Origin of the sequence: Arthrobacter sp. Bz4 (assembly GCF_003075455.1) — a bacterium.
GTDB lineage: Bacteria > Actinomycetota > Actinomycetes > Actinomycetales > Micrococcaceae > Arthrobacter_D.
This window is the reverse complement of sequence record NZ_QDAE01000002.1, coordinates 154,695-181,297: the sequence shown is the minus strand read 5'-3', so window position 1 is coordinate 181,297 and position 26,603 is coordinate 154,695. Positions and strand designations below refer to the sequence as shown.

Here is a 26,603-nt window from a genome sequence, read left to right as displayed (position 1 = left end):
GACCGCTTCCACTCGGGTAGGAGACGGTTCGGAGCAAGGCATTAAGGTGGCACTGTGACCACCGCACTGCCTGACACCCGCGAGCTGAGCCGCCGGATCCTTCACCTTGCCGTGCCAGCGTTGGGTGCGCTCATCGCGGAGCCGTTGTTCCTGTTGGCCGATTCAGCCATTGTGGGGCACCTGGGTGTCGACGAACTTGCGGGCGTTGGGCTGGCGTCCACCGTGCTGCACACCGCGGTCGGGCTGATGGTCTTCCTCGCCTACTCGACCACGCCCGCCGTCGCACGGTTCCTGGGCGCGGGGCGGATGCAGGATGCGGTGGCAGCGGGCCGGGACGGGATTGGACTGGCGCTGGTGCTGGGCATGGTGTTGTCCACCGCGGGCTGGGTGCTGGCGCCCGGGCTGTCCTCTCTGATGGGCGCCGAGGGGCAGGTGCATGACTTCGCCGTCGACTACCTGCGGTATTCGATGCCTGGCCTGACCGCGATGCTGGTGGTGCTCGCGGCAACCGGCGTGCTCCGTGGCCTGCAGGACACCAAAACGCCGCTGCTGGTGGCGGGCATCGGTTTCACGGTGAATATCGGCCTCAATTTCCTCCTGGTGTACGGGCTGGGGCTCTCGGTCGCCGGGTCGGCGCTCGGGACCAGCATCACGCAGTGGGGGATGGCCGCCGTGTACCTGACCATCGTCTACCGGCTGTCCCGAAAGAACCGGGTCCCGCTGCGCCTGTCCTGGCTTGGACTACGGGCGACGGCGCGGGTCGGCTCGTGGCTCATGTTGCGCACCATGAGCCTGCGGGCGGCAATCCTCGCCACGGTCTACGTCGCGACGGCGCAGGGGTCGGTTTCCCTCGCCGCACATCAGCTAGTGATGACCATCTTCATCTTCCTTGCGTTTGCGCTCGATGCGATCGCCATCGCTGCGCAGGCCCTGATCGGCAAGGAACTGGGTGCCGGCGACAAGCCGCTCGCGCACGCGTTGACCCGCAGAATGATCGGCTGGGGGTTGGGATTTGGGGTCATTACCGGTGCGCTCCTTGCGGTGGCCGCGCCGTTTGTCGGGTGGATCTTCACCACTGACGAGTCAGTCCAGTCGGCGCTCGCGGCGGGGCTCTTTGTCCTCGCCGCGTCACAACCCATCTGTGGGCTGGTGTTTGTGCTTGACGGGGTGCTGATCGGAGCCGGAGACGCGAAGTATCTGGCGATCGCCGGCGTCGTCAATCTTTTGCTCTACCTGCCGCTGCTGATCTGGGTCTTCAACGCCGAATTGACCGGACCCGCCGGTATCGTCTGGCTGTGGGTGGCGTTCGGTGTGGGGTACATGGCTGCTCGTGCCCTGACCCTGGCCTGGCGGGTCCGCAACGACCGTTGGATGGTAACCGGCGCCCACTAGGCATGGGTCCCCGACAGACTTTATGGGGTCCACTCGGGGATAAACTAGGACTTCTGGACTGAAGTGATCAGCCCTGTGTCTACCGGAGGTCTCCGCAATGGGTGCCGCACCCCAGGATGCGACGGTCCAACCGCCACGCACTCCGCTCGATCAAGCGGCGGCGGTCTGGCGGCCGTTGCTCTTTCGCGCGATTGTGTCCGCGGCCTTCGGGGCCCTGACGATTTTCTGGGTTCAACCATCGGTTCATGTCGCGTCAGTGGCCGGTGGACTGTACCTGTTGGCGCTCGCAGTTTCGGCGGCCTGGTTGGAGCGGGCTGCCGGGGTGAAGACCAGCGGCGACCGGTGGGTGGCCGGGATCGGGCCGGGGTTCCTCCTGGTGGGTGGCGTGCTCAACCTGTGGGTTCATACCGATGCGATGTTTGCCCAGGTTGTTGCGCTCGTTCTGGTGATTTCCGGGGCTGTTGACCTGTTTGTGGGAATCCGCCAACGCCGCTTCAACGTCGTTGGGAAAGATCTCATCGTGGTCGGTGCAGTGGGAATGACCTCGGGATTGTTGCTTCCGCTTTTCCAGGACGCTGGGGCGCACGCGCTGCTCGGCGTCACGGGAGGCGGGGCGATCATCATCGCTGTCGTTCTGGCGATCGCGTCGTTCGGCTTCCGGCATGATGTACGTCACGCGGATAAGGCGTCCCCGTCAACCGCGTAAACTAGACACGGCAGTCTTTCTACCCTTCGTAGAAGAATGTGTGGCGGCAATTTCTCAAGGAGTAACAGTGTCCAAATCGGTCAAGGGTGTCAAAGGCCCTCTCATCTTCTCTGCTGTCCTCGGGGCGGTGGCCGGTATCGTCGCGATGGTTGTCTCCACCGGTGGTGGAACGAGGGAACTCAGGGTTGATATCGGCCTCACCGCTGCCGGTATCGCGTTCATTGCGGCGCTGGTGGTCTGTGCGCTGCTCCTGATGACGGAGAAGCCCAACGCTGATCACCTGGGCAAGGGAACCGGCATCAATCGGTCATCGTCGAAAATCCAGGGCGGCGCAGGCAACCTCGATAAGGACGGAAACATCAAAGGGACGCCGCGCGGCGGCCCGGACAGCCCTCGCTGACCCTGCCCGCTGGCCCGTCGTTCCGGTTGCGCTGCACTGAGGCGCCCAAGCCTAGAAAAGTGGTGGCACTGCAGGTGCGCTGTTGGGCAACCACTGGTATGCGGGTGCGGGACTTTTCTGGCCCCGAGGGGTTATCCCGTAGCCGATTTTCGGGCCCGGTAGGCCTTGACGTGGGCGCGATTCGCGCAATTTCCGGTGTCGCAGTACCGTTTCGAGCGGTTTCGGCTCAGGTCCAGCACCACGGCGCTGCAGTCGTCGGCCGCGCAGATCCGTAGCCGCTCCATTTCGTGGGTCCGGATGACATCGACCAGCGCCATCGCCGCTTCGGTTGCCATTCGGTCCTCCAGCGGAGCCTCGGGCCCGGTGGCATGCAGGTGCCAGTCCCAGTGATCATGACGTACCAGTTGGGGAAGGGCGCGGGCGTCGCTCAGCATCCGGTTGACGTGCGCGACGGCGTCGTCCTCCGTTGACGTCCATACCTCCTCCAGCTCTGCCCTGAGCTGCACCACCGCAGCCAACTCGTTGGCAGTATGGGCGCGCGAGCCGGAGAAGTCCTGTTCCGCCAGGAATCGGTCGAGGTCCGCCAGTGTTGTCAGCTGGTCGGTTTCCTCCTTGCCCGTGTTGATGAGCGCTGCCGCAGAGATCAACGCAACCTCTGTGTCATTAGCAAAGGTCACATTGACTCCTGACATTGTTGGGGTCTACTGTCACTACCATAATCAACTTTTGGTCATGACACTAATGAGGTTCAGCATGAAAAACGGCGCAGCGGCGGGTCTGTGGTGGGCGGTCATCTCGGCGGCGGCATTCGGCGTGTCCGGGCCGTTTGCCAAATCGCTGCTGGAAATCGGCTGGAGCCCCGGCGCTGCCGTCGGTGTGCGCATTGGTGGTGCCGCCCTGGTCTTGCTGATTCCGGTCCTGTTTGCGCTCCGCGGGCGCTGGACCGCACTTCGCGGCAGTGCACTGACCCTCATCATCTACGGTGTCACTGCCATCGCGCTCTGCCAGTTCTTCTATTTCAACGCTGTGCAGCGGATGTCAGTGGGCGTATCCCTGTTGCTGGAATACCTGGCGCCGATACTGATTGTCGGATGGCTGTGGGCGCGAAGCCGCCGGGCACCACGCCGCCTCACCGCCGCTGGTTCGGTGACGGCGATGCTGGGTTTGCTCCTGGTGCTGGATCTCACCTCGGACGAGCGGCTGGACCCGATTGGAGTCATTTACGGGCTTGCGGCGGCGGTCTGCCTGGCGGTCTTCTTCCTCATGTCAGCCAAGGCCGACGACGGCCTGCCGCCGCTGGTGATGGCAGGGGGCGGCATGGTGGTGGGCGCCGTGGCGATCGGGGTCATGGGGCTGGTGGGCATCATGCCGTTCACCTTTGAATTTCGGGATGTGACACTGGCTGGTTGGGAGACGAGCTGGCTGGTCCCCGTCTTCGGCCTGGTCCTGATCTCGACCGTGGTGTCCTACTTCACCGGGATCCTTGCCGCCCGTCAGCTCGGCTCGAAGGTGGCTTCCTTTGTGGGGCTCACCGAGGTGATGTTTGCGGTGCTCGCGTCCTGGCTGATGCTCGGTGAGCTGCCGGGACCCATCCAGCTGCTGGGCGGTCTGCTGATTGTCGGCGGAGTGGTGATGGTTCGCATCGATGAGCTACGCACGCCAGCTGATGGGATCCAGCCCCTGGAGCGGGCGAACGACGTCGAACCTGTTCCGCTGCCCTAGAACCATCCCCGCCGACCGTTACTTGCCGAACCTGCGCAGCCGGAGCGAGTTGGCCACTACCAGCACCGAACTCGCGGCCATCGCCGCGCCGGCGACCATGGGGTTGAGGAAGCCGAGGGCCGCCACCGGGATTCCAATGGTGTTGTAGAAGAAAGCCCAGAACAGGTTGGTCTTGATGGTGCGCAGGGTGATCCGTGAGAGCTCGATGGCCTGGGCCACCTGCTCCAGGCTGTTCCCCATCACGGTCAGGTCGGCTGCCTCGATAGCCACGTCAGTGCCGGAGCCCATCGCGATGCCAAGATCGGCCTGGGCCAGCGCTGCGGCGTCGTTGACTCCGTCGCCGGCCATGGCCACCGTGGCCCCCTCGGCCTGAAGTTTCTGGATCGCCTGGACCTTCCCCTCGGGCAGTATCCCGGCGAGGACGTCGTCGGGGGCAATGCCGACCTGCTCGGCCACCCTCCGGGCAACTGCAGCGTTGTCGCCGGTCAGCAGGATGGGCCGGAGACCCAGTTCCTTGAGCCGTGTGATGGCGGCCGCCGACGATTCCTTGACCGTATCCTTCAGGGACACCAGCCCGGCGACGCGGCCGTCCACTGCCACCCAGATGGCGGTGGAACCTGCATCCTGCTGGTTCTGCAGTTCGGCCAGATGCTCCTCGCTGATGACGACGCCGTTCTCCTCCAACCAGCCCGAGCGCCCAGCAACCACCGTGACCTCCCGTCCGCCGTCGTCGACGGTGCCCCGGACTCCGCCGCCCGCTGAACTGCTGAACCCCGTCACCGAAGGATGCCCAGGGGCAACAGCCGCGATCGCCTGGGCAATCGGGTGCTCGCTGGCCGCCTCGACGGCGCCAGCCAGGGCCAGGACACGCGTGCGGTCGAGTGCCCCAAGCACGACGACGTCGGTCACGGCCAGTTTGCCCGTGGTGACGGTGCCGGTCTTGTCCAGCACGATGGTGTCGACGGTCCGGGTGTCTTCCAGGACCTGAGGGCCGCGAATCAGGATGCCCAGCTGGGCGCCGCGACCCGAACCGGTCAGCAGGGCCGTCGGTGTGGCCAGGCCAAGCGCACACGGGCAGGCGATCACAAGGACGGCGACCGCGGCAGTGAAAGCCGATTGAAGGTCGCCGGTAAGGACCATCCACCCGACAAAGGTCAGGACGGCAATAACCAACACAATCGGCACGAATACGGCGCTGATCCGGTCCGCCAGGCGGGCAATCGGTGCCTTGCCGCTTTGCGCCTGGCTGACCAGCCGTCCCATTTGGGCGAGGGTGGTTTCGCTGCCTACCCGGGTGGCCCGGATAATCAGGCGTCCCGAAGTGTTGATGGTGGCGCCGGTGACGACGTCGTCAACACCGACATCCACCGGCATTGACTCGCCCGTGATCAGCGAGGTGTCAACAGCACTCGCCCCATCGATCACGACGCCGTCGGTGGCGATTTTCTCTCCGGGCCGCACAACGAACTGGTCGCCGTGCACGAGGGAGTCGGCGGGCACTTTGACCTCCACGCGACGCCCATCCTGATCGCGGAGCACTGTCGCCTCCTTGGCTCCGAGGCTGAGGAGCGCTTTGAGGGCCTCCCCTGCGCGCTGCTTGGCGTTCGCTTCCAGGTAGCGGCCCAGCAGCAGGAAAGTGACGACGACGGCCGCCACCTCGAAGTACAGGGCGTGATCACTCATGGCCATACCGGCGTGTTCGGTGATCGAGGGGTCGGCCAGGAGCTGCCAGGCCGAGAAGAGGAACGCGGCCGTGACGCCGATCGAGACCAGGGTGTCCATTGTGGAAGAGAGATGGCGGGCGTTGATGGCGGCCGCCCGGTGGAATGACCAGGCAGACCAGGTGACCACGGGCAGGGTGAGAGCGAAAACCAGCCACCCCCAGTGCGGGAACTGCGCCGCGGGCACCATGGAAATGACGGCGACCGGCACCGTGAGCAGCGCCGCAACAATTAGCCGCGGCCGCAATTGCGCGGCGGTCCCCCCGTGTGACACGTGATCGGAGTGCACCGGGTCCGTGCCGTCCAGTGCTGGGTCGCCAGGGGAGCTGTGGGCCGGCCGCTTCAGTTGGGCGGTGTACCCGGTCGCATGGACCGTGTCCACGATGTCCTGATCCGATATGTTCTCGGGGACTGTGACGGTGGCGGACTCCAGCGGCAGATTCACACTCGCCTGGACTCCTTCAAGCTTCCCGAGTTTGCGCTCCACCCGTCCCACACAGGACGCGCAGGTCATGCCCTGGATATCGAGTTCGACAATCCTGGTCGGTGGAGAGGTGGACAGCTGATCGGTGCTCATGGGGGTCCTTGGTGATGCTAGTAAGTCGAACTGCTGGAGTTAGGCGCTGTTGAGCCTAGGCGTCGTTGGCGACAACGAGGTAGCCGCTTCGGCTACCGCTTCGCCGATCTGGTCGGGGTCGAGGTCGCCGTCGGAGGTCACGGTGGCGGTGGAGACGCCACCCTTGTTGAGGTCGACGGTGACGCTCTGGACGCCGTCGAGGGCGCTGATTTCTTCGCTGACCGAATCAACGCAGTGGCCGCAGGTCATGCCTGAAATGCTGACGGTGGTGGTGCTCATGGGTGTACTCCTTGGGTGTTGGGGGTTTGCTACCTCAGCAGGCGACTGATCGCTGCCGAGGCTTCCTGGACTTTTTCCTGGACAATTTCGGGGTTGCCCGTGAGTTGGGACTCGTTGGCGGCGCCCACCACGCAATGGGCAATATGCTCCTCAAGGAGCCCCATGCTGACCGCATGGAGGGCCTTGTTGATCGCCGACACCTGGGTGAGGACGTCAATGCAGTACTTGTCTTCCTCGATCATCCGGGCGATCCCGCGGACCTGGCCCTCGATCCGCCTCAGGCGCCGAAGATAGGCGTCCTTGTCCGCTGTATAGCCGTGTTCGATGGTGGTGTCACTCATTGGTCCTCCTCGTTCTTCATCGAACATATACCCCCTACCGGTATATTTCAAGTACCCTAGGGGGGTATCTTCATGTTCGTTCAGGGAACGTCGAGCCTGATGCAATACGTTAGAGAAGAAGGAACCACCGCCAGCACCTGGAAAACAAGGAAAAAAGATAGATGACCCTGCACCTCGAGACCTGGCAGAAGCGCCTGCTCATTGTTCTGGCCGGAGCGCTGCTGGTCTCGCTATTTGTCCTTGCTTTTGTTGCTGGCCAGATCGGTACCGGCACCGACCATCCGTCCGGCACCAGCGCCGATGCTGGTTTTGCCCGCGACATGCAGATTCATCACACCCAGGCGGTCGAGATGTCGCGGTTGGTGCGAGACCGGACCGATGACGAGGTGGTGCGCACCATTGCGTATGACATTGCGATGACGCAGCAGCACCAGATCGGTCAGATGTATGCCTGGCTGGAAGAGTGGGGGCTGCCCCAAAGTTCCTCCGCGCCCAATATGGCCTGGATGGCAGGGTCAATGGATCATCACACCGGTGGAAGCATGTTGGAGCCGAACGGCCTGATGCCTGGGATGGCTACCGCCGAGCAGCTGCAGGAACTTGCTGATGCTTCGGGAGTCGAGGCAGAGCGGATTTTCCTGACGCTGATGATCACCCACCATGAGGCAGGCGCCGAGATGGCGCAGGCAGGCGCGGAACTTGCCCAGGAGCCCCGGGTGAAAGGTGCTGCCGAGAAGATGGCTGTAGCCCAGGTCGCCGAAATCACTGCAATGGAAGACATGCTGGACAAGCTCTAGCAGCACCGACGGTACATTTGTTTCAAACACACTCAAGGAAAAAGGATTTACGCGTTGAACAAGAAGCGAGCCCAGGACAATGCCGACCGCCAGGCGCGGTTGGCTGCCATCCAGTCCAAGCAGCGCGCCAGCGACCGCAAGCGCACCACTTTGATCCTTGGTGGCATCGGCGCGGTGGTCGTGGCGATCATTGTCGCGGTAACCATTGTGATTGTGGGTCAGGTGCAGGAGAACCAACGCATCGAAGCGCTCGCCAGCCAGCCCATCGAAGGCCTCCAGGAATTTGATGGCCTGACGAACAACCACGTCGACGCCCCTGTTGAGTACGAGCAGTCTCCACCCGTGGGCGGAGATCACAACGCCGTCTGGACCAACTGCGGCGTCTACACCTCGGAGCTTCCCAACGAGAACACCGTCCACTCGATGGAGCACGGTGCCGTATGGATCACCTATCAGCCCGATCTGCCTCAGGACGAAATTGATGCCCTGACCGACCTCGTGGGGTCCAGTGGGTACGTCCTGCTCAGCCCCTACGCCGATCAGGAGTCGCCCATTGCCGCGAGTGCCTGGGGCCTACAGCTCGGCGTTGACACGGCCGACGACGACCGTCTCGCGGTCTTCCTGGAGCGGTACATTCAGGGCGAGCAGACCCTTGAGCCGGGCGCTGCCTGCTCCGGTGGCATCACCCCTTCGGCCTAGGGTTGCCGGGAACGAATCTGCCGGGCGTACGTGGGAAGCCATGCTCCCCACGTACGCCCGCGGTTTCCTAAGCGCGCCGCAGGCTCCACAGGGCCAACGCGGCTGCGAACAGCATGAGCGCTGCCCCAATACTTGAGGTGAGCACCACTCCGCTGTCGAAGGCGTGGAAAGCCGAATCGAGCAGCCGACTGCCGCCGTCGGCCGGTAGCGCGGCGGCCACATTCACCGCGCCGCCCAGTGTTTCGGTCGCGGTGGTCACCTGGTCCGGGCTCAAGCCCTCCGGTAGGACCAGGTTGCGCTGGTAGGACGCGAGCAGCACGCTACCCAGCAGGGCCGTGCCGAATACCGAACCAACCTCGTAGGCGGTTTCGGATACTGCTGACGCCGCTCCGGCCTTTTCTGCGGGCACCGTTGCGAGGATCAGGTCGTTGGACACCGTCTCGGATGCACCGACACCCACACCAAGCAGCATGAACGCGAACAACAAGATGGCGGCCGACCCACCCTGACCGGTGACCGCCACGAAGGCGTACGCTGCGGCGGATAGCAGCAAGGCGATGGGGACAACTACGCGCGGCGGCACCCGGCGGACGATGGGAACCACCGTGAGTCCCGCAATGATCGTCATTACCAGGCCGGGAACCAGAACCAGGCCCGCGTTCAAGGGGCTCAGCCCAAGGACCAGCTGCAGGTGCTGCGACACGAAGTAGATGAACCCCACCAGGGAGAAGATCGCCAGCAGATTTACCAGCACCGCCCCCGTGAAGGCGCGCACCGTGAACAGCCGCACGTCGAGCATGGGGTTCGATCGGCTGAGCTGGCGCCTGGTGAACAGCGTGCCCGCCGTAAGTCCGATGACGACGGCGGCGACGGTGACCGTCACCGAGTCCCCCTTCGCGAAGTTTTTGATCGCGAAGACGATGGGCAGCATGGTGGTCACGGAGAGAACGATGCTCAAGTAGTCCACCCGCCCCGGGTTGGGGTCCTTCGATTCCGGAACCAGCGCCGGGGTGAGCGCCAGCATCAGCACCAGTACCGGGACGGCCAGTAGGAATACCGACCCCCACCAGAAGTGTTCAAGAAGTGCGCCGCCGACTAGCGGTCCCATGGCTGCGCCGGCCGAGAACCCGGCGGCCCAGATAGCGATAGCTAGACGGCGCTGGTTGCGATCGGTGAAGATGTTCCGCAGCAAGGAGAGGGTCGAGGGCATCAGCATGGCGCCGAAGACGCCAAGGCCCACCCGGGATGCGACGAGTAGTTCTGCCGTGGGCGAGTAGGCGGCGGCGACCGAGAAGACGGCAAAGCCAATGGCGCCGATGATGAGGAGCTTTCGGCGGCCGAAACGGTCGCCGAAGCTGCCCATTGCGACCAGTAGCCCCGCCAGGACCAGGGGATAGCTATCGATGATCCACAGCAGGGTGGTGCCGCTGGTGTTGAAGGCCAGGGAGATGGCGGGGGTCGCGAAAGCGAGCACCGTGTTGTCTACCGCAACCAACAGGACGGGCAGCATTAGAACAACAAGGGCGGTCCACTCGCGCCTCCCCGCCCGGCCGGGAGCGGGGTGCTGTGCTGCCGCTCCGGTTGACGGCTCGGTGAAGTAGGTCGATGTGCTCATCACTCGAGGCTATACCGTCCAGCCGGTACAGTAAAATTTGAAGCACCGTTACGATGAATGCATGGCCAGTTCCAAAGAGCGCATCCTCGACAGTTTCGAAAACATCCTTATCCGCGACGGGGAGCGGGCTGCCACCATGGAGGCGGTGGCCGCCTCAGCTGACGTGTCCAAGGGCGGTCTGCTATACCACTTTCCGTCGAAGGAGGCGTTGGTCGATGCGTTGGGGGAGCGGCTACTCGCTCTTTCCGCACGGGACCGGGAGCTGATGGCCGCCGACCCCGACGGTGCGGCACGCTACTACGTCCGGACCTCTGTCTATGAAGACAGCGCTTTGGATCGCGCGCTTGTGGCGATGGCGCGACTGGCCCAGCAGGGGCACCCGAAGGCACAGCAAAACTTCGCCCAGATCCAGTCCTTGTGGCTCAAGGCACTTGAGTTAGCACTAGGGAGCCATCCGGTGGCCCGTGCAGTGAAGCTGATGGGTGACGGCCTCTACTATGACGCGGCCTTCTTTGCGGGCAGCGGCGCGGATCAACGATCCGCGGATGAAATGGAGCAACTCCTGGAGCTGGTTGACCTTCTTCAGGCGCCCCAGCGTCGGGGCGCCTGACCTGGCCTACTGGTCCAACAGTTCGGCGGCGAGTTTCCGGACCCGCTCGTCCAGGTCGTTCCGTACCCGTTCAACACCCGTCGCATCGAGATCAGCGGGATCCTCAACCTGCCAGTCCTCATAGCGTTTTCCGGGGTAGATAGGGCAGGTATCGCCGCAGCCCATGGTGATAACGACGTCGGCTGCACGCACCACGTCATCGGTGAGGGGCTTGGGGAAGTCGGCACCGAGATCTATACCGAGTTCCTTCATGGAATTGACCACGTTGACGTTGAGCTGTTCGGCGGGCATGGATCCCGCGGAACGGACATTGATCCGACCTTCTCCGTAATGTCTGAGCAGCCCAGCCGCCATTTGTGAGCGTCCGGCATTCTGCACACAGACGAACAGCACCTCGGCTTTTCCGCTGGGACGAATGCCCTGGGAATGGGCGAGGGCGTTGAGTCGGTCCTCAGCGAAGTGCTTGGTGATGGAGGCGAGATAGGTTTTGATCTTTGCCGTGCGGGCGAGAGCTGTGTAGGACTCGAAGACGTACCGATCCACCATCTCCGGGGTGAAGACGCCATCAAACCTGCCAGCCAGTTCACCGCTAATCCGGTGTAGGACGTGTTCGTCGTTGATCAATCCGGGCATCGGGTCGGGCTTGGTGGACATCATTGCTCCTTGGTGGTCAGTAGTCAGGATCGTTGGAGCGGCCGTGCGCCGTTCCAGTAGGAACTCCTACGGTCACGAGCTGCGGTGTGCTGCAGCAGCTGTCTGCCGCTGCTTCAGCAGCGGGGGCGGGGGCATCACAGGAGCCCCCCAGGTCGGTGCTGCACACTCCCGTTTCCGGCAGTTCCAGTTGGACATCCGCCGAGGCTGCCGTATCTCCTGCGATTGCTGCGACCACTGACCGCACCTGCTCGTAGCCGGTGGCCAGCAGGAAAGTGGGAGCACGGCCGTAGCTTTTCATCCCGACCAGATAGAAGTCCTTGTCGGGGTGGGCGAGCTCCTTGGCGCCGTGAGCGGGGACCGTTCCGCAGCTGTGGAACTCGGGATCAATCAGTGGCCCCAATGCGCGCGGTGCCTCGACCGCTGGGTCCAATTCCAGACGAAGTTCGCGGAGGATGCCGAGATCTGGCCGGAAGCCGGTCGCTGGAATCAGCAGGTCCACCTCGACTGAGTCATCGATGGTGTGGACAGTCAGGGTGTCACCGGTTGAGAAGCTGCTGATGGTGAAGTTCGTTTTGAGCTCCACTACGCCGTCGTCGACCAGTTTGCGCAGCCGGGAGCCGAGCTGGCCGCGGGCTGGGAGGCCGTCAAGGTCGCCGCCCCCGTAGAGCCGTTCAGCGGAGCCGGTGCCGCGGACTGCCCAGATGAGGGTGGTGGACTCGGATGCCCGGGCCACCTGTCCCAATGCGATCAGGGTGTTCGCTGCGGAATGACCGGCACCGACCACCATGACCCGTTTGCCTTCGAACTGTGCCCGCTCGGACCCTGTGACGTCGGGGAGGGGGTGCGTGATGAACCGTGCCGCCTCTGCCTCCCCATGGGCGGGGAGTCCACTCTGGCCGAGAGGGTTGGGTTGGTCCCAGGTGCCGGACGCATCGATGACGGCGTGAGCAAGATGATCCTCGACCCCGTAAGGGCCTTGCACGCGAACCAGGAACGGCTGGGTGTCGCGGCCCTTGGTGCGGGTTTTGTCCATGCCCTGACGGGTCACGGCGACGACGCGGGAGTTCAGGTGCAGTGCCTCGGCGATGGCCGGGACGGCGGCGAGCGGCGCCACGTAGTCGGCGACCAGTTCGGACCCGTAGGGCAGCGCCGTTCCCCGCGGCGAGGTCCAGCCGGTGGGCTCCAGCAGGCGTCGGGCGGCGGCGTCGACGTTGAACTGCCACGGTGAGAATAAGCGGATGTGGCCCCAGTCGCTGATGGCTGCGCCCGGCGTCGTGCCGGCCTCGAAGATGAGGGGGGTCAGTCCGCGCTCCAACAGGTGAGCCGCAGCGGCGAGACCGATCGGTCCGGCGCCGATGATGACGACTGGGAGTCCGCTCATGCGGGGATCAGCTCTGCGATCAGCGCTTCGACGCGGCCCTTGATGGTGTCGCGGATGGGGCGAACCGATTCGACGCCCTTACCCGCCGGGTCTTCCAGTACCCAGTCTTCATACCGTTTCCCGGGGAAATAAGGGCATTCGTCGCCGCAGCCCATGGTGATCACTACATCGGAGTCCTTGACGGCGTCGTCGGTCAGGACCTTGGGGATCTCGGCTGACATGTCGATGCCCAGTTCACGCATGGCCTCGACTGCGGACGGGTTGATGGAATCGGCTGGCTGCGAGCCTGCCGATCGGACCTCAATCCGGCCTTCGGAAAGTGTGGTCAGGAAGGCAGCCGCCATCTGTGACCGTCCGGCATTGTGGACGCAGACGAAGAGGACTGAGGGTTTTGTCGATGAATCAGACATGAGAGGTTTCCTTTGATGGTGTCAGGGAGTCGGTGGAGAAGAAGCGCTTCCGCGCCCACAGGGCCACATAGACCAGTGCAACAAGAACTGGAACTTCAATCAAGGGTCCGACGACGCCGGCGAGGGCCTGACCGCTGGTGACCCCGTAGGTGCCAATGGCGACGGCGATGGCCAACTCGAAGTTGTTGCCAGCGGCGGTGAAGGCGAGGGTGGTGGTTTTGGCGTAGCCAAGGTTCAGGAGCTTGCCGATCACCATTCCTGCTGCGAAGACCACCAGGAAGTAGATCAGGAGGGGCAAGGCAATACGGGCGACGTCGAGCGGCCGGGCGAGGATTTCATCGCCCTGGAGGGCGAAGAGGATCACGATGGTGAACAGGAGACCGTAGAGTGCCCACGGTCCAAGCTTGGGGAGGAACTTCCCTTCGTACCAGTCGCGGCCTTTGGTGCGCTCGCCGATGGTGCGGGTCAGGAATCCGGCCAGAAGTGGTATCCCGAGGAAGATGAGGACGCTGATGGTGATGGCCCAGAAGGAAAAGTCTGCGCTGGTGGTTGGGAGGCCAAGCAGGCTCGGCAGCCCCTGCAGGTAGAACCAGCCCAGTGCTCCGAACGCGAAGACCTGGAAGACCGAGTTGATGGCGACGAGAACGGCCGCCGCCTCACGGTCACCGCAGGCGAGGTCGTTCCAGATCATCACCATGGCGATACAGCGGGCCAGGCCGACAATAATCAGGCCGGTGCGGTACTCGGGCAGATCGGGGACGAAGACCCAGGCCAGGATGAACATGAAGGCGGGGGCCGCGACCCAGTTGATCACCAGGGAAGTGATCATGAGCTTCCGGTCCTTGATCACGGCGCCGGTTTGGTCGTAGCGAACCTTTGCCAGCACCGGATACATCATCACCAGGAGGCCGAGGGCGATGGGCAGGGACACTGAGCCGACAGCCAGGGAATCAAGGGCACCGGCCATGCCGGGGATGAACTGGCCGAGCGCTATGCCCACCACCATGGCGGCAATGATCCACACCGGAAGCAGCCGATCTAGGGTGGACAGTTTGCCGGCCGTTTCTTCGGCGGGAAGGGTGTGAGTACTCAAGGGGCTCCGTTGAACTGTGGTGAATGACGGTCGCATGGATCGATGGTCTTCGATGCCTGAAGTATTTCCCAGGACATCGACGAATGTCAATGTCAGTGCATAATAGATGGATGACTACAGCCATGAGCACAACGCCGGAGGCGCTCACCGCCTGCTGCACACCCACGGGTGAGCCTGCAATGTCGGAGGAGACGGCGTCGTCGTTGGCTGCCCAGTTCAAGGCGATCGCTGATCCCAACCGGCTACGGATGGTGTCGATCATCTCCTCGAGCGAGAACGCCGAGGCGTGCGTCTGCGATATTACCGAGCCGTTGAACCTTGGGCAGTCGACCGTGTCGCATCACCTGAAGATCCTTGTGGATGCCGGCGTCCTGACGCGCGAGAAGCGCGGTGTGTGGGCCTACTATTCGCTCGTGCCGGGGGCGCTGGACAGCCTCGCGGGAGTGCTCACTAGCCGTCCTTAGAGCGGAGCTATTTCCCGCCTGCCCGGCGTGGGCGTCAAGAGGTCCTGCTCGCTTTGTCGTGGAACGGTGAAACGCCGACAGGACTAAACTGCCGGACAACTGACGATGGGAGCAGCTGATGCAAAGAGGAAAGTGGCAGGGGCACGTCTTTATCGGAATGAGCGTCGACGGGATGATCGCCCGCACAGATGACGACCTCGACTGGCTTACCGGCAGCCCCAGCGACGCTGCAGATCCGGAGGAGGCAGGGTTCTCGGACTTCATGCAACTGGTCGATCACATGGTGATGGGCCGCAGCACCTATGACATCGTCAATTCCTTCGGCGAGTGGCCCTACGGTGACACCAAGGTTCTGGTGCTCAGCACCACCCTTGAGTCCGACGATCCCCGGATCGAGGTGGTGCGGTCCCTCACCGAGGCACTGGCGAGGCTCGACGACGGCGGCGCCCGGCATGTCTACGTTGACGGCGGCAGAACGGTGCGGACGTTCCTGGCGGAGGGCCTCATTTCCACTTTGACGCTCACTCGGGTGCCGGTGCTGATCGGTGACGGTAAGCCCCTCTTCGGCTCAGTTCCCGCCGACATCCAGTTGACCCACGAGGAGACCAAAGTCCTGACCGGCGGTGCCGTCCAGTCCCGTTACCGGGTGACCGGTCCAGCAGGCAGCACATCGTGAGTATCGGCCCGGCACGGCTCAAAAACACCCGGCACGGACTCAGAAAAGTGGCCGGGCCGCAGCCAAGTGGTGTCGCCACCACGAAGCTGCGGGTCCAGTACTTTTCTGGGCCGAGAAGGAGCTAGTCCAGCGGTGAGAACTCGATCCACCGCGGCCCCGGGGAGCAGCCATGGCTCCCGCGTTCGTGCAGCAGTCCGCTCTGCGGGTCGATCGCGTACAGGGTTATCCCGTCCGAGGCCTCCCCGCATGCCAGCAGAAACCCACCGGTAGGGTCGATGTTCATCCCGCGAGGCTGGGATTGCGTGGGGGTCGTGTCGACCAGCGAGAGCGTGCCATCGGGTGCCACGGCGACGACGGCGATGGTGCTGCTGGTGCGCTCGGTGCTGTACAGGAAGCGACCGTCGGGGGACACCTGCAGCTCAGCGCACCAGATGGCGTTGGCTGCCGGTTCGGGCCCGGACCCGTCCCGGACCCGTCCGGGCACCAGATTCAGTGAGGGGGAAATCGAGGAGATCCGCTGCTGCTCGGTCAAGTCGCCAGACTCGGGGTCCCGGGCGAGCGCCGCGATCTCCCCGGACATTTCGTGGAGCGCGTAGAGCGTCGCGCCCGACGGTGAGAAGCGGAGATGACGCGGGCCGCTCCCGGCAGGGGTGGCAATCTGGCCGTGATCAGTCAGCGTGCCCGTGGCCGAGTCCAATGCCCACCAGGCAATGAGGTCATCACCCAGGGCGGTGGCGTAGGCAAACCGGCCATCGGGGCTCGTGACGACGGCGTGGGCGTGGGCCCCGGGAGCCTCGGAGGTGGCAGTGTCCGGCACCATCCCGCCGTCGCCGTCGAGCTTCATCACACTGACCAGGTGGTCAGTGTAGGAAGCGCCCAGCAGGTGGCTGCCCGATGGGTCGACACCCAGATAGGCCATCCCGGCAACCAGATCGGCGTTATGAGCCGTGGCGAGGCTGCCTGAGCTTGAGTCGATGGATAACGCGGTGACCGAGGGCGGGGAGGTGGCGAGAGCGGCGTAGAGCACTCGGCTGGAGGGGTGCATCGCGAGGCATTGAACCTTCACGCCCAGCGGCAAGGACTGGCCGGTCGTCAACGTTCCGGAGGTTGTGTCCAGCTGGAAAGTATCGATGCTCCGGCCGTCGGCGCAGGCAACATGTACGGCGAATCGAGTCATATGGCTCAGCCTAGCAACCGAGCCGCAGGACTCCCCGGATGTGCGAGCATTGCAGCGGTGCAGATGCACGTCAGGCGGGACGAAGGAGTTGCAATGCACGTTCAGTTGGTATTCCCCCACCAGCTCTTCGAAGAGCACCTGGAGGCCCCCTCGTCGCACCGGTTCATTCTGGTTGAAGACGACCTCTTCTTCCGCCAGTACCGCTTCCACCAGCAGAAACTGGTCCTGCACCGGGCGAGCATGCGCCTTTTTGCACAACGCCTGAAGGATTCAGGTCACGCTGTGGATTACCTTGAAACGTCAGCAACCCAGGCGAGTCAGGACCGGCTGGGCGCCCTTCTGGGCGAACTTGGCGCCACACGGTGTACCTACTATGAAGTCGTCGACGACTGGCTGAACCAGCGGCTCGCCACGACCCTCGGTGACCTTGGTCTGCCTGCTCAGATCGAAACCAGCCCCGGTTTCCTGCTCAGTGGTGAAGACATCAGCGGCTACTTCAGGGACAACGGTTGGCGCATGCAGAACTTCTACGAGTGGCAGCGCCGCCGGCTGGGCATCCTGGTCGAGCCCGATGGCAGCCCGATTGGTGGGCGTTGGAGCTTCGACTCGGAGAACCGCAAGAAGCTTCCGAAAGGGATGACGCTGCCGGACCTTCCCGTGTTTGACCGTTCGGATGAGGTGCTGAGTGCGCTGGAGTGGGTGGCTCAGGAATTCCCCGACAACCCAGGAGCAGCGGCCGGGTTCAACTGGCCTGTTACCCACCAGGAAGCGGCCGCTGCCCTGGAAGCGTTCCTGAATGACCGGTTTACGAAGTTCGGCCCCTATGAGGACGCCATCTCGGCCCCTGATTCCTTCCTGTTCCATTCGGTGCTGAGCTCAAGCCTGAACCTGGGTCTGCTCAGCCCCTTGGAAGTGGTTGACGTGACCCTGGATCATGCCGCGCGGCATGACACACCACTTGCCAGCGTCGAGGGCTTCATCCGTCAGGTCATCGGGTGGCGCGAATACATGCGCGCCTCCTACCTGCTGCGTGGCCGTGAAATGCGCACCATCAATACCCTCGGGTTTGAGCGTCGCCTCGACGACGGCTGGTGGACCGGGGAGACCGGGCTGGAGCCGGTCGACGTCGTCATCAAGCGAGTAGACGCCACCAGCTACGCGCATCATATTGAGCGACTGATGGTGCTCGGCAACGCAATGGCCCTGTTGCGGATGCACCCGGACGACGTCTACGAATGGTTCATGGCGATGTTCATCGACGCCTACGACTGGGTGATGGTCCCTAACGTTTACGCGATGAGCCAGTTCGCGGCCGGCAACATGATCACGACCAAGCCTTACGTGAGCGGCAGCAATTACCTGAAGAAGATGAGCAATTTTCCACCGGGCCCGTGGCAGGACAGCTGGGATGCCCTCTACTGGCAGTTCGTGAGTGATCACCGCGAGATGTTTAGCCGGAATCCACGGTCCTCCATGATGGTGAGCCTCTATGACAAGTTCGACGACGACAAGAAGGTGCGCCTGCAGAACGAGGCAGCGCGGTGGTTGCAGGGCAAATAGGCGCATCACCGCTGCGGGCTGCATCGCGTACGGGTCGTGACGAGACCACCCGATACGGGTGAGCCTTGAAGGAGACCTTGGTGGCAGGATGGGCCTCACCGAAGCGGGTAAGAAGCCTGAGAGAAAGTGAAATGCTCATGATCCGGTTTCTGTTCCATGTCCTCATCAATTTGGTTACTGCGGCCGTCGGTCTACTTCTGGCCGCGTGGCTTGTCCCCGGTGTGACTCTGCAGCTTGCGGGTTTCATCGTCGCCACTCTGGTATTTGCCTTCGCGCAGGGCATCCTGGGGCCATTTGTTTTCAACGTCGCGCGACAGTACGCGTCGCCCATCCTGGGTGGGATAGGGCTGGTGACCACGCTGATCGCCCTTTTCGTCGCCTCCTTCTTTCAGGGAGGGCTGGAGATTCGAGGTGTCTCCGCCTGGGTGCTCGCAACTCTGATCGTGTGGATTGTCACCGCGCTAGGAGGCTGGATCCTCGGAGCGATCTTTCTCAAGAACAGGAGCGCACGGCGCAAAGCTGAAACTCAATAGCGGAATGACCGGTGATGTCGCGATTTCAGGGGAAACGCGGGAAGTGCAGACTGTGGTCAGTAGCTTGGTGAGCTATTGGATTTTGGGGGGTGTTGCCGCTCGGGGTGTCGTACTAAGGTTGGATTGTTAGCGTCAGACGGGTAGAGGGCGTCTGTCATAGTGCACGCTCCAACGAAGGAATCACTCATGACCGAAAACATTTCCCCCGCTAGCCAGGACCACCACAACATCCGGGACTGGGCAGATCTTGCCGAGGAAATGTGGACGTACCTCACCGGCAAGGGCGCAGCCGTAAATTACAGCTTCATCGACATGACCGTCGAGGTACCTCGGGATATTGGTCCCGACGCCCCTCGCGCCACATGGAAGCTGAACGGAACGTTGCGGGTCACAACCAGTGACAACGATGCAGCGGGCTCAGACACCCACCGCAGCTGAGCCATGACCGCAAAGATCCGGTTGGAGATCGATCTCGAATTTTCGGTGACCGAACCAGCAACGCCGGACCGCTCCCCCTCAACGATCAACGGGACCGTCAAGGCGGACGGATCGACCGTCGAGGTGTATCTCGATACGCCCGAGGCTTTTGGCGGGTCTACCCTTCCCAGCCTCGACGCCGTCCGGGAGTTGGCCAAAGCGTTCGCTGACCAGGGCGTTGCCGTATCGGTGTCCGGCCCCAAGGGGAACCTCGTAAGCCTCGGCGCCGTCAAGGTCTCGCGGGCGCAGCGGCTCCTGACCCGGTCACCCCACATCCGGCTGGGATCCCTCAGCGCACTCAAACCCATGGCCAAAAGCGTGCGGGCCTCAGGGAAGTCCGACGCCACCAACCTGCTGCCGCCGTCGACCCCGTTTCCCCTGGTGCCCACGGTGAACCGGAAGATCCGTCGGCGGGTGACCACCACCCACCACACGCCCGGCAGCGGGCGTGCCCGGCTGATCTTCGTCCAGGATTCGGCGACCTGGAATGGGCAGGTGCCACGGGAGTTCAACCTGGGGCCGGTGTCCACCACGATCGGCAGCGGAGACGGTGTCGATCTGGTATTGCCCGGCCTGGACGCCGTGCACGCCGAAGTGGTGCATAACGACGCCGACGAGTACGTACTCATCCCGCATGGACCGGTCAGCGGCAGCGTCAACCCCTCGGGGCCGTCGGTGCTCCGGACCGGGGCGCGCATCCAACTGGGTCAGTGGTGCCTCGCCTATTTCCGTGAGGAGTACGCCGATCATGGGCGGCCATTCGGCGGTCGCAGCGGAGGGGAACTGGCATACCAGCGACCGCAGTTCGATCCGCGCACCGGCAGGACCGAGGGTGACGGCTCAGAAGGCGTCGGGGACTTCCGCCGCCGGCCGCGCTAAACCGCGCGGTGGACAGCATTGAACTGCTGCTCGATGAGGGATCCGAGCAATTCATCCTGCGCGAGTGGGAGGCGCTTCAGGCGGCTGGACTGCCCAGCAGGGCTTCCCACCGTTCTCCACATAACCGTCCGCACATCACCCTCGTAGCCGCACCAGCCATCACCGGCAATCGGGATGAGCAAACGGGGGCAGGTCTGAACCTGCCCCTGGCGTTCACCTGCGGTGGGATGTTGCTGTTCAACGCCGGGCGGAAGGGCTACGTGCTGGCACGGCAGGTGATCTGCACCGCCGAACTGCTGATGCTCCATCGCGGAGTGCACGACGCCGGTGCGGTGGCTGGCGCGGCGCACACCTCGCTGCCCGGCAGGTGGATCCCGCACATTACGCTCGCGAACGCGGTGCCGGGAGAGCAGCTGGCAGCAGCGCTCGACGTCGTCGGCGCACCCATGCCCGAGGGCAGCGTGGTGGGGGCACGGCGCTGGGACAGCCAGGCCAAGACCATCACCTCACTGGCTCATCTCACCAACGCGACGAGCGGCTAGGTCAACAACCAGGCAATCACAATCAGGGCTGGCACCGACAGCATCGACGAAATCAGGATGACGTCCCTCGCGACAGTGATTCCGCGGTTGTATCGGCCAGCGAACAGGAACACGTTCTGGGCGGCGGGCAGGGCGGCCATGACCACCGCGCCAAACACCAGCTCATCATCCAGCTGAAACAGGAAGTTGCTGAGCAGGTAGGCAGTCGCGGGCATGACGAAGGTTTTAATGAGGGTCGCCACGATGACCTCGGTGCGGCCCTCGCTGGCACGCAGCGGGCGGCTCCCCCGCAGCGACATGCCGAACGCCAACAGTACGAGCGGGACCGCCGCCCCGCCCAGCAGCGCCAGCGGTTCCCAGATCAGTTGGGGCACGTCGAGGTCAGCCCATCCGACGGCCAAACCAATGAATGAGGCAACGATCATCGGGTTGCGAAATGGCTGGGTCAGAACGTTTTTGACCGAGGGCTTCCGTCCCGAGGAGAGGTCAAGAATGGTGAGATAGAGCGGAGTCAACAGAAGCAACTGCACCAGCAACACCGGGGCGACGGCCGTCGCGTTGCCCAGCGCGTAGACAGCGATCGGGATGCCGATGTTATTGGCGTTGACGTAGGAGCCTGCCATCGCACCGATGACTGTTTCGGCCGCTGGGCGCCGGAACCAGATCCGGCTCACCACTACATACAGGAGCGCCGCGACCACGGCAGTGATAAGCGCGATTGGCAGGTAGGCGGACAGGACCGACGTAAGGTCAGCGTCCGCGAGAATGGTGAACAGCAGGGCCGGATTGGTGATGAAAAAGGCCGTCTGGGTGAGAGCCTTTACGGTCTCGGGCCCACCGATCCGCAGGCGGGCAGCAATATAGCCCGCCAGGATCACCGCTCCGACAATCGCGAAGCCCGCCAGTACGCCGCTCAAAGGCCCTCCGACCGCAGTTGATGATGGGGAAAGTTCGGATGAGACCCGGGGCCTCGGGGTGCATCCGTCCCGTCGCTGTGGGGGTCGTTCGGTCGGTACTACCTGAGGTGGCCGACGAGCTGTTCAGCGATCCCCGTGTAGGTGGCGGGAGTCAATGCCATCAGTCGGGTCTCCGCCTCGGCTGAAAGCCCCAGGCCGGAAACGAACTCCTGCATCCGGGCGCCATCGACACGCTGTCCACGGGTCAGCTCCTTCAGGCGCTCGTAGGGGTCATCCATACCCGGGACACCGGCGATGCCCTCGGCCCGCATGACCATCTGAACGGCTTCACCGAGTACTTCCCAGTTGGAGTCGAGATCAGCGGCCAGCACTGGACCAGCGACGTCGAGCCGCTCCAGGCCCTTCGCCACATTCGACAGTGCCAACAGCGAGTGACCGAACGCGACACCAATGTTCCGCTGCGAGGATGAGTCGGTGAGGTCACGCTGCCACCGTGAGGTGACCAGGGTGGCCCCCAGTACGTCCAACAGGGAACAGGAGATTTCGAGGTTCGCTTCGGCGTTCTCGAATCGGATCGGGTTCACCTTGTGCGGCATCGTGGAGGACCCGGTGGCGCCTTCCACCGGAACCTGGGCGAAATACCCGATCGAAATGTAGCTCCACACATCGGTGCAGAAGTTGTGAAGGATCCTGTTGAAACGAGCCACATCCGCGTAGAGCTCAGCCTGCCAGTCGTGGGATTCAATCTGGGTGGTCAGCGGGTTCCAGGTCAGCCCCAGCCCCTCGACGAAATCCCGTGACACCCGCTGCCAATCGGCACCGGGAACGGAGGCGTAGTGGGCGGCGAAGGTGCCGGTCGCACCGTTGATCTTGCCAAGGTACTCAGTGCGTTCGATCCGTTTGAGCTGGCGGTCCAACCGGTGCGCGACGACGGCGAGCTCCTTGCCCAGCGTGGTCGGAGTTGCTGGTTGACCGTGGGTGCGCGAGAGCATGGGTACGGCTGCCGACTCGCGTGCCATTCCAGAGATCTGGGCAGTCAGGGCCCGGGCGGCGGGTAGCCAGACGTTCTCGACGGCACCCTTGATTCCCACGGCGTAGGAAAGGTTGTTGATGTCCTCCGAGGTGCAGCCGAAGTGGACCAGAGGTTTGAGGGCCGATATTCCGATCTCGGGGAGCCGGCGTCCGATGAAGTACTCCACCGCTTTGACGTCGTGGACTGTCACCCGTTCCAGTTCGGCGAGCTCGGCGACCGATTCTCCGTCGAAACCGGTCACGATCTCCCGGAGTGCCGCCTCCTGATCGGACGTCAGGGGTGCGGTTCCCGGCAGGACGGCATTGCGGGTGAGGTGGATCAACCACTCCACCTCCACATGGACGCGGTCCCGGTTCAATGCTGCCTCTGAGAGATAGTCGACCAGGGCCGCCACGGCACCGCTGTACCGACCGTCCAGCGGACCGAGAGCCAGCGGAACGCCCGACTGGGTTGAAGTCGATGCGAGGTTTACTCGGGAAGTATCAGCCATACCCAGATCATTTCACGATCTGGAGGGTGCCTGCTGTCGTGTGACTTGCCCCCGCCTCCAGCCAACGCACTGCGCCAGCTCACATAGCAACGCTTTCGCCCACGGCTGCCCTGCTGCGGGGGTACCGTTCGAGTGATACAGCCCCGGTTAGGACAGACAGGGAGATTCAATGAACGGTGCGGCTGGGTTACCGTGCGAGCCCTGGGCGACCGACAGTGGCACCGCAGTAGCGCTCAGCGCCCTGGTCCTGCTCCAGGCTGACGCGGTGGATAACGTAGCGTCCCGGATGGTGGAGGTTGCCGACCTTGAGTGGGAATCACCGGCGGGCCGGAACTATCGGGATTACGTTCTGGTCCAGGCGGGAGGAGTGCGCCTGTGCGGTGCACTGTTGCGAGACGCCGCGATCGGTGTCGAATCGTTCGCCGCCACGCTCAGAAGCTTCGAGTACAACCGGTACCTGGTGCAGCAGCTGCCATGAGGGCAACGGGCGACCTTTTGCCAGTCAACCCACCACCGGAACCGCTGGAGTCCGGCATCGTCGTCAACGGTGGAGTAGGAAGCATCAGGTTCCAATGGTCGGAGCTACGGCAGGGAACGGTACGGCTCGGGCTCCTGGCCGACAGCATCAGCGATATCCTCCAGCAGTGCGGGGAGCTCCAATGGCGGCTCCAAATGCTTCTCAAAGAGCAGGACCCGACCGTGCGGGGCGCGGGGGTCGGCGCCGTCACCGGCCTTGACGATGCGCGGACCGCGCTGGCGGCAGCCGAAGACGAACTGCGGGACACAGCCCAGCGGGTTGAAGCGTGCCGACTGGCCTACGAAGCGGCCGAGGCTATGGCTCGCCTGGCTTCGGCCGCAGCAAGGACCGCTCTGGGAGAGGTCGAACGGGACCTGGCTCGAGCCATCAGCCTCGCCAATGGTGGCGACCTGGCCGAACCCAGTGCGTTGAGCGTGGAACGGCTATCGCCTGTTGCCGGGCTGACACTCGACGGCTCAGTGCCCGCGTTATTGGATCGGGTCCAGGCGGTCAATGCAGACGGACCAGGAGCCTTCGAGGTGCTGAAAGTGCAGGGACCGGAGGGGTCGGTGTTTGTCGTAGTGCTGCCAGGCACCCAGGGGTCGTCCATCACCGCCAGCACCCAGCCCTTCGATCCGACCGGAATCGTCGAGGCGGTCCAGTACGACAGCATGTTTGTCACCGAGGCAGTGGGAGCGGCGCTCGCCGAATCTGGAGCCGTCCCGGGGGACCGGGTGATGGTCGTCGGTTACAGCCAGGGCGGAATGCACGCAGCGAACATTGCCCAGAACCCGGGCTTCGCTGAAACCTACCAGCTTGAGCTCGTGTTGACCGCGGGATCTCCCACCGGCCGGGAACCCTCCGGTGGGGCTCAATACCTGCACCTGGAGCATGCCGACGATTGGGTCCATCAGGTGGATGGCACCTCGAATCCCGACGAACGCGACCGGGTGACGGTGACCCTGCGGGATCCGGTCGCAGGGATTCCCGACGGCGACAAAGGGTTGGGCGCAGCGCACAAGCTGGGCACCTATCTGGCCGGGGCCGAAGCGGTCGAGGCCAGCAGCCACCCCTCAGTGGTAGCGACCGTCGCCACACTCAGGGCTGCGATCGGTACCCGGGTCCCGGCCGAACGGCATGTGTTCATAGCCCACCGCCCATCGGTTGAGGGGCGTACCTCCTCGACTGACCAGCGGCGACGGGGACATCGGTTCACGCCTGGTCCGGCCCCTGAGCCGGGCCGCTCGGTGGGTGGACCCCAGCTACCTGCGAGTGCCAGTGAGTGACCCTGCCACCATCGAGACCACGCTGATGATGAGTGAGCCGAGGACTGCGGTCCAGAAGAAATCGTCAACCGAGAACAGGATTGGGGTGAAAGAGGTCAGCCACGCGGTGAGCATCAGCATGCCTGCGTTGATGATGACGGTGAACAAACCGAGCGTCAGGATGGTGAGCGGGAGGGACAGCAATGCAACGATTGGCCGGACCAGCGCATTGACGATACCGAAAACCAACCCTACGAACAGGTAAGACAACACGACTCCGGTGGTATCCCCACTGGACGCCGCTCCTCCCACCTCGATGCCTGGAAGAAGCCAGGCCGCGACGAAAAGCGCCAGCGCATTAATGAGGATACGCACAATGAACTTCAGCATGACCCAATGCTGTCATAAGGCTCAACCCATGCCCAGCGATAAGCTGGACCTATGACTACACCAGAGCGCCAGGGCGACGACGCCGGGGCACAGGAACCTTCAATCCATCCCCGCAGCGTGTTGGGCCGCCTGCCACGCTATGCGGCCGGCAAGCCGCCGGTCGTTGTCGAGGGCCTGCAGAGCTACAAACTTTCCTCCAATGAGAACCCCCTCCCACCGCTACCGTCGGTGCTAGCGGCGATCGCGTCGCAGACGCACATCAACCGCTATCCAGACCCGATGACCACCGCGCTCCGGACGGCGCTCGCGTCGTTCCTCGCCGTCCCCGCCGATGACATTGTTGCCGGCGCAGGAAGCCTGGGCGCGTTGAACCAGGTCCTGGCCACGTTTGCGGGGCAAAACGACTACGACGCGGCCGATGAAGTGATCTATCCGTGGCGCTCATTCGAGGCGTACCCGATTTGCGTTGGGCTGGCCGGGGCGGCCGGTGTGCAGATTCCACTAAACCAGGATGGAACCCACGACCTCGAGGCAATGCTTGCGGCAATTACTGACAGGACCCGCGTCATCCTGTTGTGCACGCCCAACAACCCCACCGGACCGATCCTTAAGGCGGCCGAGGTCGCCTCGTTCCTGCAGCGGGTGCCGGCGCATATCGTCGTCGTCATCGACGAGGCTTACCAGGAGTTTGTCAGGGACGCCGAGGCAGTGGACGGGCTCGCGATGTACCGGGAGCACCAGAACGTTGTGGTGTTGCGCACGTTCTCCAAGGCGCATGGCCTCGCTGGGCTTCGCGTGGGGTACTCCGTCTCGCAGCCGGAACTGACTCAACATCTCAGGGTGAGCGCCGTGCCGTTTGCAGTCTCCCAGATCGCTGAACAGGCTGCGGTGACCTCCCTGGAGCATTTCGACGAGGTGAGGGAGCGCGTCCAGGGGATTGTCGATGAGCGGACCCGGGTGGTCGAGGGCCTGCGGGAGCTGGGCTGGACTGTGCCCAACGCCGAGGGAAACTTCGTCTGGCTCGCGCTTGGCGACAACACGCCGGAATTCGCGGGACTCGCTGAACAGCGGGCCTTGTCGGTCCGCGCCTTCGGCACCGAGGGGGCCCGGGTGAGTATTGGCGAGCCCGAAGCCAACACCCGTTTCCTTGACCTTTGCGCTGCTTACCCACATGGGCCCGGCCTTTCGTAGAGCGTCATAAATGGGTTGAGCACGATCTCGTGACTAGTGTGGACGAGGTACATGCGCATGAGCGTATGTCCCAGCGATACATTCCATTCAAGGTA

At 63.6% G+C, this 26,603-nt stretch carries 29 protein-coding genes and 1 pseudogene; 17 read left to right on the top strand and 13 right to left on the bottom strand.

Features of this window, described 5'->3' with window-relative positions; translation table 11 throughout:
* The first annotated feature begins 54 nt into the window (after positions 1–54).
* From DDA93_RS02755 to DDA93_RS02745, 3 genes are all read left to right on the top strand, one after another.
* Positions 55–1,392, top strand: a complete 1,338-nt coding sequence (locus DDA93_RS02755; RefSeq protein WP_116778009.1) for an MATE family efflux transporter — start codon at positions 55–57, stop codon at positions 1,390–1,392.
* 97 nt (positions 1,393–1,489) lie between these two features.
* Positions 1,490–2,098 carry a hypothetical protein gene (locus DDA93_RS02750; protein ID WP_019482108.1) on the top strand — a complete coding sequence of 203 codons (609 nt, stop codon included), beginning with the start codon at positions 1,490–1,492 and terminating at the stop codon, positions 2,096–2,098.
* A gap of 67 nt (positions 2,099–2,165) precedes the next feature.
* Positions 2,166–2,498, top strand: coding sequence for a hypothetical protein (locus DDA93_RS02745; protein ID WP_019482109.1), 333 nt, complete (start codon positions 2,166–2,168; stop codon positions 2,496–2,498).
* Positions 2,499–2,629: 131 nt separating this feature from the next.
* On the opposite strand, the gene DDA93_RS02740 is transcribed toward DDA93_RS02745, so the two are convergent.
* Positions 2,630–3,175, bottom strand: coding sequence for a CGNR zinc finger domain-containing protein (locus tag DDA93_RS02740; protein WP_019482110.1), 546 nt, complete (start codon positions 3,173–3,175; stop codon positions 2,630–2,632).
* Positions 3,176–3,251: 76 nt separating this feature from the next.
* On the opposite strand from DDA93_RS02740, the gene DDA93_RS02735 reads away from it, so the two are divergent.
* Positions 3,252–4,220, top strand: coding sequence for an EamA family transporter (locus DDA93_RS02735; RefSeq protein WP_116778008.1), 969 nt, complete (start codon positions 3,252–3,254; stop codon positions 4,218–4,220).
* Between the two features lie 18 nt (positions 4,221–4,238).
* On the opposite strand, the gene DDA93_RS02730 is transcribed toward DDA93_RS02735, so the two are convergent.
* From DDA93_RS02730 to DDA93_RS02720, 3 genes and pseudogenes are all read right to left on the bottom strand, one after another.
* Positions 4,239–6,518, bottom strand: a complete 2,280-nt coding sequence (locus tag DDA93_RS02730; RefSeq protein ID WP_116778007.1) for a heavy metal translocating P-type ATPase — start codon at positions 6,516–6,518, stop codon at positions 4,239–4,241.
* Positions 6,519–6,573: 55 nt separating this feature from the next.
* A pseudogene (locus tag DDA93_RS02725) lies at positions 6,574–6,797 on the bottom strand (cation transporter).
* 29 nt (positions 6,798–6,826) lie between these two features.
* Positions 6,827–7,138 carry a metal-sensitive transcriptional regulator gene (locus DDA93_RS02720; protein ID WP_019482114.1) on the bottom strand — a complete coding sequence of 104 codons (312 nt, stop codon included), beginning with the start codon at positions 7,136–7,138 and terminating at the stop codon, positions 6,827–6,829.
* Positions 7,139–7,299: 161 nt separating this feature from the next.
* On the opposite strand from DDA93_RS02720, the gene DDA93_RS02715 reads away from it, so the two are divergent.
* Together DDA93_RS02715 and DDA93_RS02710 are read left to right on the top strand one after the other, a co-directional pair.
* The gene (locus DDA93_RS02715) at positions 7,300–7,935 is read left to right on the top strand and encodes a DUF305 domain-containing protein (protein WP_116778005.1); all 636 of its coding nucleotides are present in this window, start codon (positions 7,300–7,302) and stop codon (positions 7,933–7,935) included.
* Between the two features lie 54 nt (positions 7,936–7,989).
* Positions 7,990–8,634: a DUF3105 domain-containing protein gene (locus DDA93_RS02710; RefSeq protein ID WP_024475625.1), complete on the top strand. Its 645-nt coding sequence runs from the start codon at positions 7,990–7,992 to the stop codon at positions 8,632–8,634.
* Between the two features lie 67 nt (positions 8,635–8,701).
* Here the strand turns inward: DDA93_RS02710 and DDA93_RS02705 are convergent, their stop codons facing one another.
* On the bottom strand, positions 8,702–10,249 hold the full coding sequence (locus tag DDA93_RS02705) for an MFS transporter (protein ID WP_019482117.1): 1,548 nt from the start codon (positions 10,247–10,249) through the stop codon (positions 8,702–8,704).
* 61 nt (positions 10,250–10,310) lie between these two features.
* Here DDA93_RS02705 and DDA93_RS02700 point away from each other — a divergent pair, with 61 nt between their 5' ends.
* Positions 10,311–10,859 carry a TetR/AcrR family transcriptional regulator gene (locus DDA93_RS02700; protein ID WP_116778004.1) on the top strand — a complete coding sequence of 183 codons (549 nt, stop codon included), beginning with the start codon at positions 10,311–10,313 and terminating at the stop codon, positions 10,857–10,859.
* A 6-nt stretch (positions 10,860–10,865) separates the two neighbouring features.
* On the opposite strand, the gene DDA93_RS02695 is transcribed toward DDA93_RS02700, so the two are convergent.
* The 4 genes from DDA93_RS02695 to arsB are packed head-to-tail and all read right to left on the bottom strand — an operon-like array spanning position 10,866 to position 14,433.
* The gene (locus DDA93_RS02695) at positions 10,866–11,513 is read right to left on the bottom strand and encodes an arsenate reductase ArsC (protein ID WP_116778057.1); all 648 of its coding nucleotides are present in this window, start codon (positions 11,511–11,513) and stop codon (positions 10,866–10,868) included.
* Positions 11,514–11,529: 16 nt separating this feature from the next.
* Positions 11,530–12,894 (bottom strand): NAD(P)-binding domain-containing protein, encoded by a 1,365-nt coding sequence (locus DDA93_RS02690; RefSeq protein WP_024475991.1) that lies wholly within the window; start codon positions 12,892–12,894, stop codon positions 11,530–11,532.
* On the bottom strand, positions 12,891–13,304 hold the full coding sequence (locus tag DDA93_RS02685) for an arsenate reductase ArsC (RefSeq protein WP_019482121.1): 414 nt from the start codon (positions 13,302–13,304) through the stop codon (positions 12,891–12,893). Before DDA93_RS02685 ends, DDA93_RS02690 begins: the two co-directional genes overlap by 4 nt.
* Entirely contained in the window at positions 13,297–14,433 is a 1,137-nt protein-coding gene (gene arsB, locus DDA93_RS02680) for an ACR3 family arsenite efflux transporter (RefSeq protein WP_279325245.1), read from the bottom strand. Before arsB ends, DDA93_RS02685 begins: the two co-directional genes overlap by 8 nt.
* 86 nt (positions 14,434–14,519) lie before the next feature.
* Between arsB and DDA93_RS02675 the strand changes: the two genes are divergently transcribed.
* Both DDA93_RS02675 and DDA93_RS02670 read left to right on the top strand, forming a co-directional pair.
* Complete coding sequence (locus DDA93_RS02675; protein WP_116778002.1) at positions 14,520–14,861, top strand: metalloregulator ArsR/SmtB family transcription factor; 342 nt, start codon at positions 14,520–14,522, stop codon at positions 14,859–14,861.
* A gap of 118 nt (positions 14,862–14,979) precedes the next feature.
* Entirely contained in the window at positions 14,980–15,537 is a 558-nt protein-coding gene (locus tag DDA93_RS02670) for a dihydrofolate reductase family protein (RefSeq protein ID WP_116778001.1), read from the top strand.
* A gap of 121 nt (positions 15,538–15,658) precedes the next feature.
* Here the strand turns inward: DDA93_RS02670 and DDA93_RS02665 are convergent, their stop codons facing one another.
* Positions 15,659–16,714 carry a lactonase family protein gene (locus tag DDA93_RS02665; protein WP_116778000.1) on the bottom strand — a complete coding sequence of 352 codons (1,056 nt, stop codon included), beginning with the start codon at positions 16,712–16,714 and terminating at the stop codon, positions 15,659–15,661.
* Positions 16,715–16,807: 93 nt separating this feature from the next.
* Here DDA93_RS02665 and DDA93_RS02660 point away from each other — a divergent pair, with 93 nt between their 5' ends.
* The 5 genes from DDA93_RS02660 (at position 16,808) to DDA93_RS02640 (ending at position 20,705) form a co-directional block, all read left to right on the top strand.
* Entirely contained in the window at positions 16,808–18,274 is a 1,467-nt protein-coding gene (locus DDA93_RS02660; RefSeq protein ID WP_116777999.1) for a cryptochrome/photolyase family protein, read from the top strand.
* A gap of 80 nt (positions 18,275–18,354) precedes the next feature.
* The gene (locus DDA93_RS02655) at positions 18,355–18,807 is read left to right on the top strand and encodes a phage holin family protein (protein WP_243400492.1); all 453 of its coding nucleotides are present in this window, start codon (positions 18,355–18,357) and stop codon (positions 18,805–18,807) included.
* 186 nt (positions 18,808–18,993) lie between these two features.
* Complete coding sequence (locus tag DDA93_RS02650) at positions 18,994–19,245, top strand: hypothetical protein (RefSeq protein ID WP_019482128.1); 252 nt, start codon at positions 18,994–18,996, stop codon at positions 19,243–19,245.
* Between the two features lie 3 nt (positions 19,246–19,248).
* Complete coding sequence (locus DDA93_RS02645; RefSeq protein ID WP_024475998.1) at positions 19,249–20,163, top strand: FHA domain-containing protein; 915 nt, start codon at positions 19,249–19,251, stop codon at positions 20,161–20,163.
* 8 nt (positions 20,164–20,171) lie between these two features.
* Positions 20,172–20,705: a 2'-5' RNA ligase family protein gene (locus tag DDA93_RS02640; RefSeq protein WP_019482130.1), complete on the top strand. Its 534-nt coding sequence runs from the start codon at positions 20,172–20,174 to the stop codon at positions 20,703–20,705.
* On the opposite strand, the gene DDA93_RS02635 is transcribed toward DDA93_RS02640, so the two are convergent.
* Positions 20,702–21,622, bottom strand: a complete 921-nt coding sequence (locus tag DDA93_RS02635; RefSeq protein ID WP_019482131.1) for an AEC family transporter — start codon at positions 21,620–21,622, stop codon at positions 20,702–20,704. The genes DDA93_RS02640 and DDA93_RS02635 overlap by 4 nt on opposite strands.
* A gap of 98 nt (positions 21,623–21,720) precedes the next feature.
* Entirely contained in the window at positions 21,721–23,145 is a 1,425-nt protein-coding gene (gene purB / locus DDA93_RS02630) for an adenylosuccinate lyase (RefSeq protein ID WP_019482132.1), read from the bottom strand.
* Between the two features lie 169 nt (positions 23,146–23,314).
* On the opposite strand from purB, the gene DDA93_RS02625 reads away from it, so the two are divergent.
* Together DDA93_RS02625 and DDA93_RS02620 are read left to right on the top strand one after the other, a co-directional pair.
* Positions 23,315–23,623: a hypothetical protein gene (locus DDA93_RS02625; RefSeq protein WP_019482133.1), complete on the top strand. Its 309-nt coding sequence runs from the start codon at positions 23,315–23,317 to the stop codon at positions 23,621–23,623.
* Complete coding sequence (locus tag DDA93_RS02620) at positions 23,620–24,948, top strand: hypothetical protein (RefSeq protein ID WP_116777998.1); 1,329 nt, start codon at positions 23,620–23,622, stop codon at positions 24,946–24,948. The genes DDA93_RS02625 and DDA93_RS02620 overlap by 4 nt, the downstream gene beginning before the upstream one ends.
* Here DDA93_RS02620 and DDA93_RS02615 read toward each other — a convergent pair.
* Positions 24,925–25,317, bottom strand: a complete 393-nt coding sequence (locus tag DDA93_RS02615; protein WP_019482135.1) for a phage holin family protein — start codon at positions 25,315–25,317, stop codon at positions 24,925–24,927. The two genes, DDA93_RS02620 and DDA93_RS02615, sit on opposite strands and share 24 nt — an antisense overlap.
* Before the next feature lie 51 nt (positions 25,318–25,368).
* On the opposite strand from DDA93_RS02615, the gene DDA93_RS02610 reads away from it, so the two are divergent.
* Positions 25,369–26,508, top strand: coding sequence for a histidinol-phosphate transaminase (locus tag DDA93_RS02610; RefSeq protein WP_024476003.1), 1,140 nt, complete (start codon positions 25,369–25,371; stop codon positions 26,506–26,508).
* The last annotated feature ends 95 nt before the right edge of the window (positions 26,509–26,603 follow it).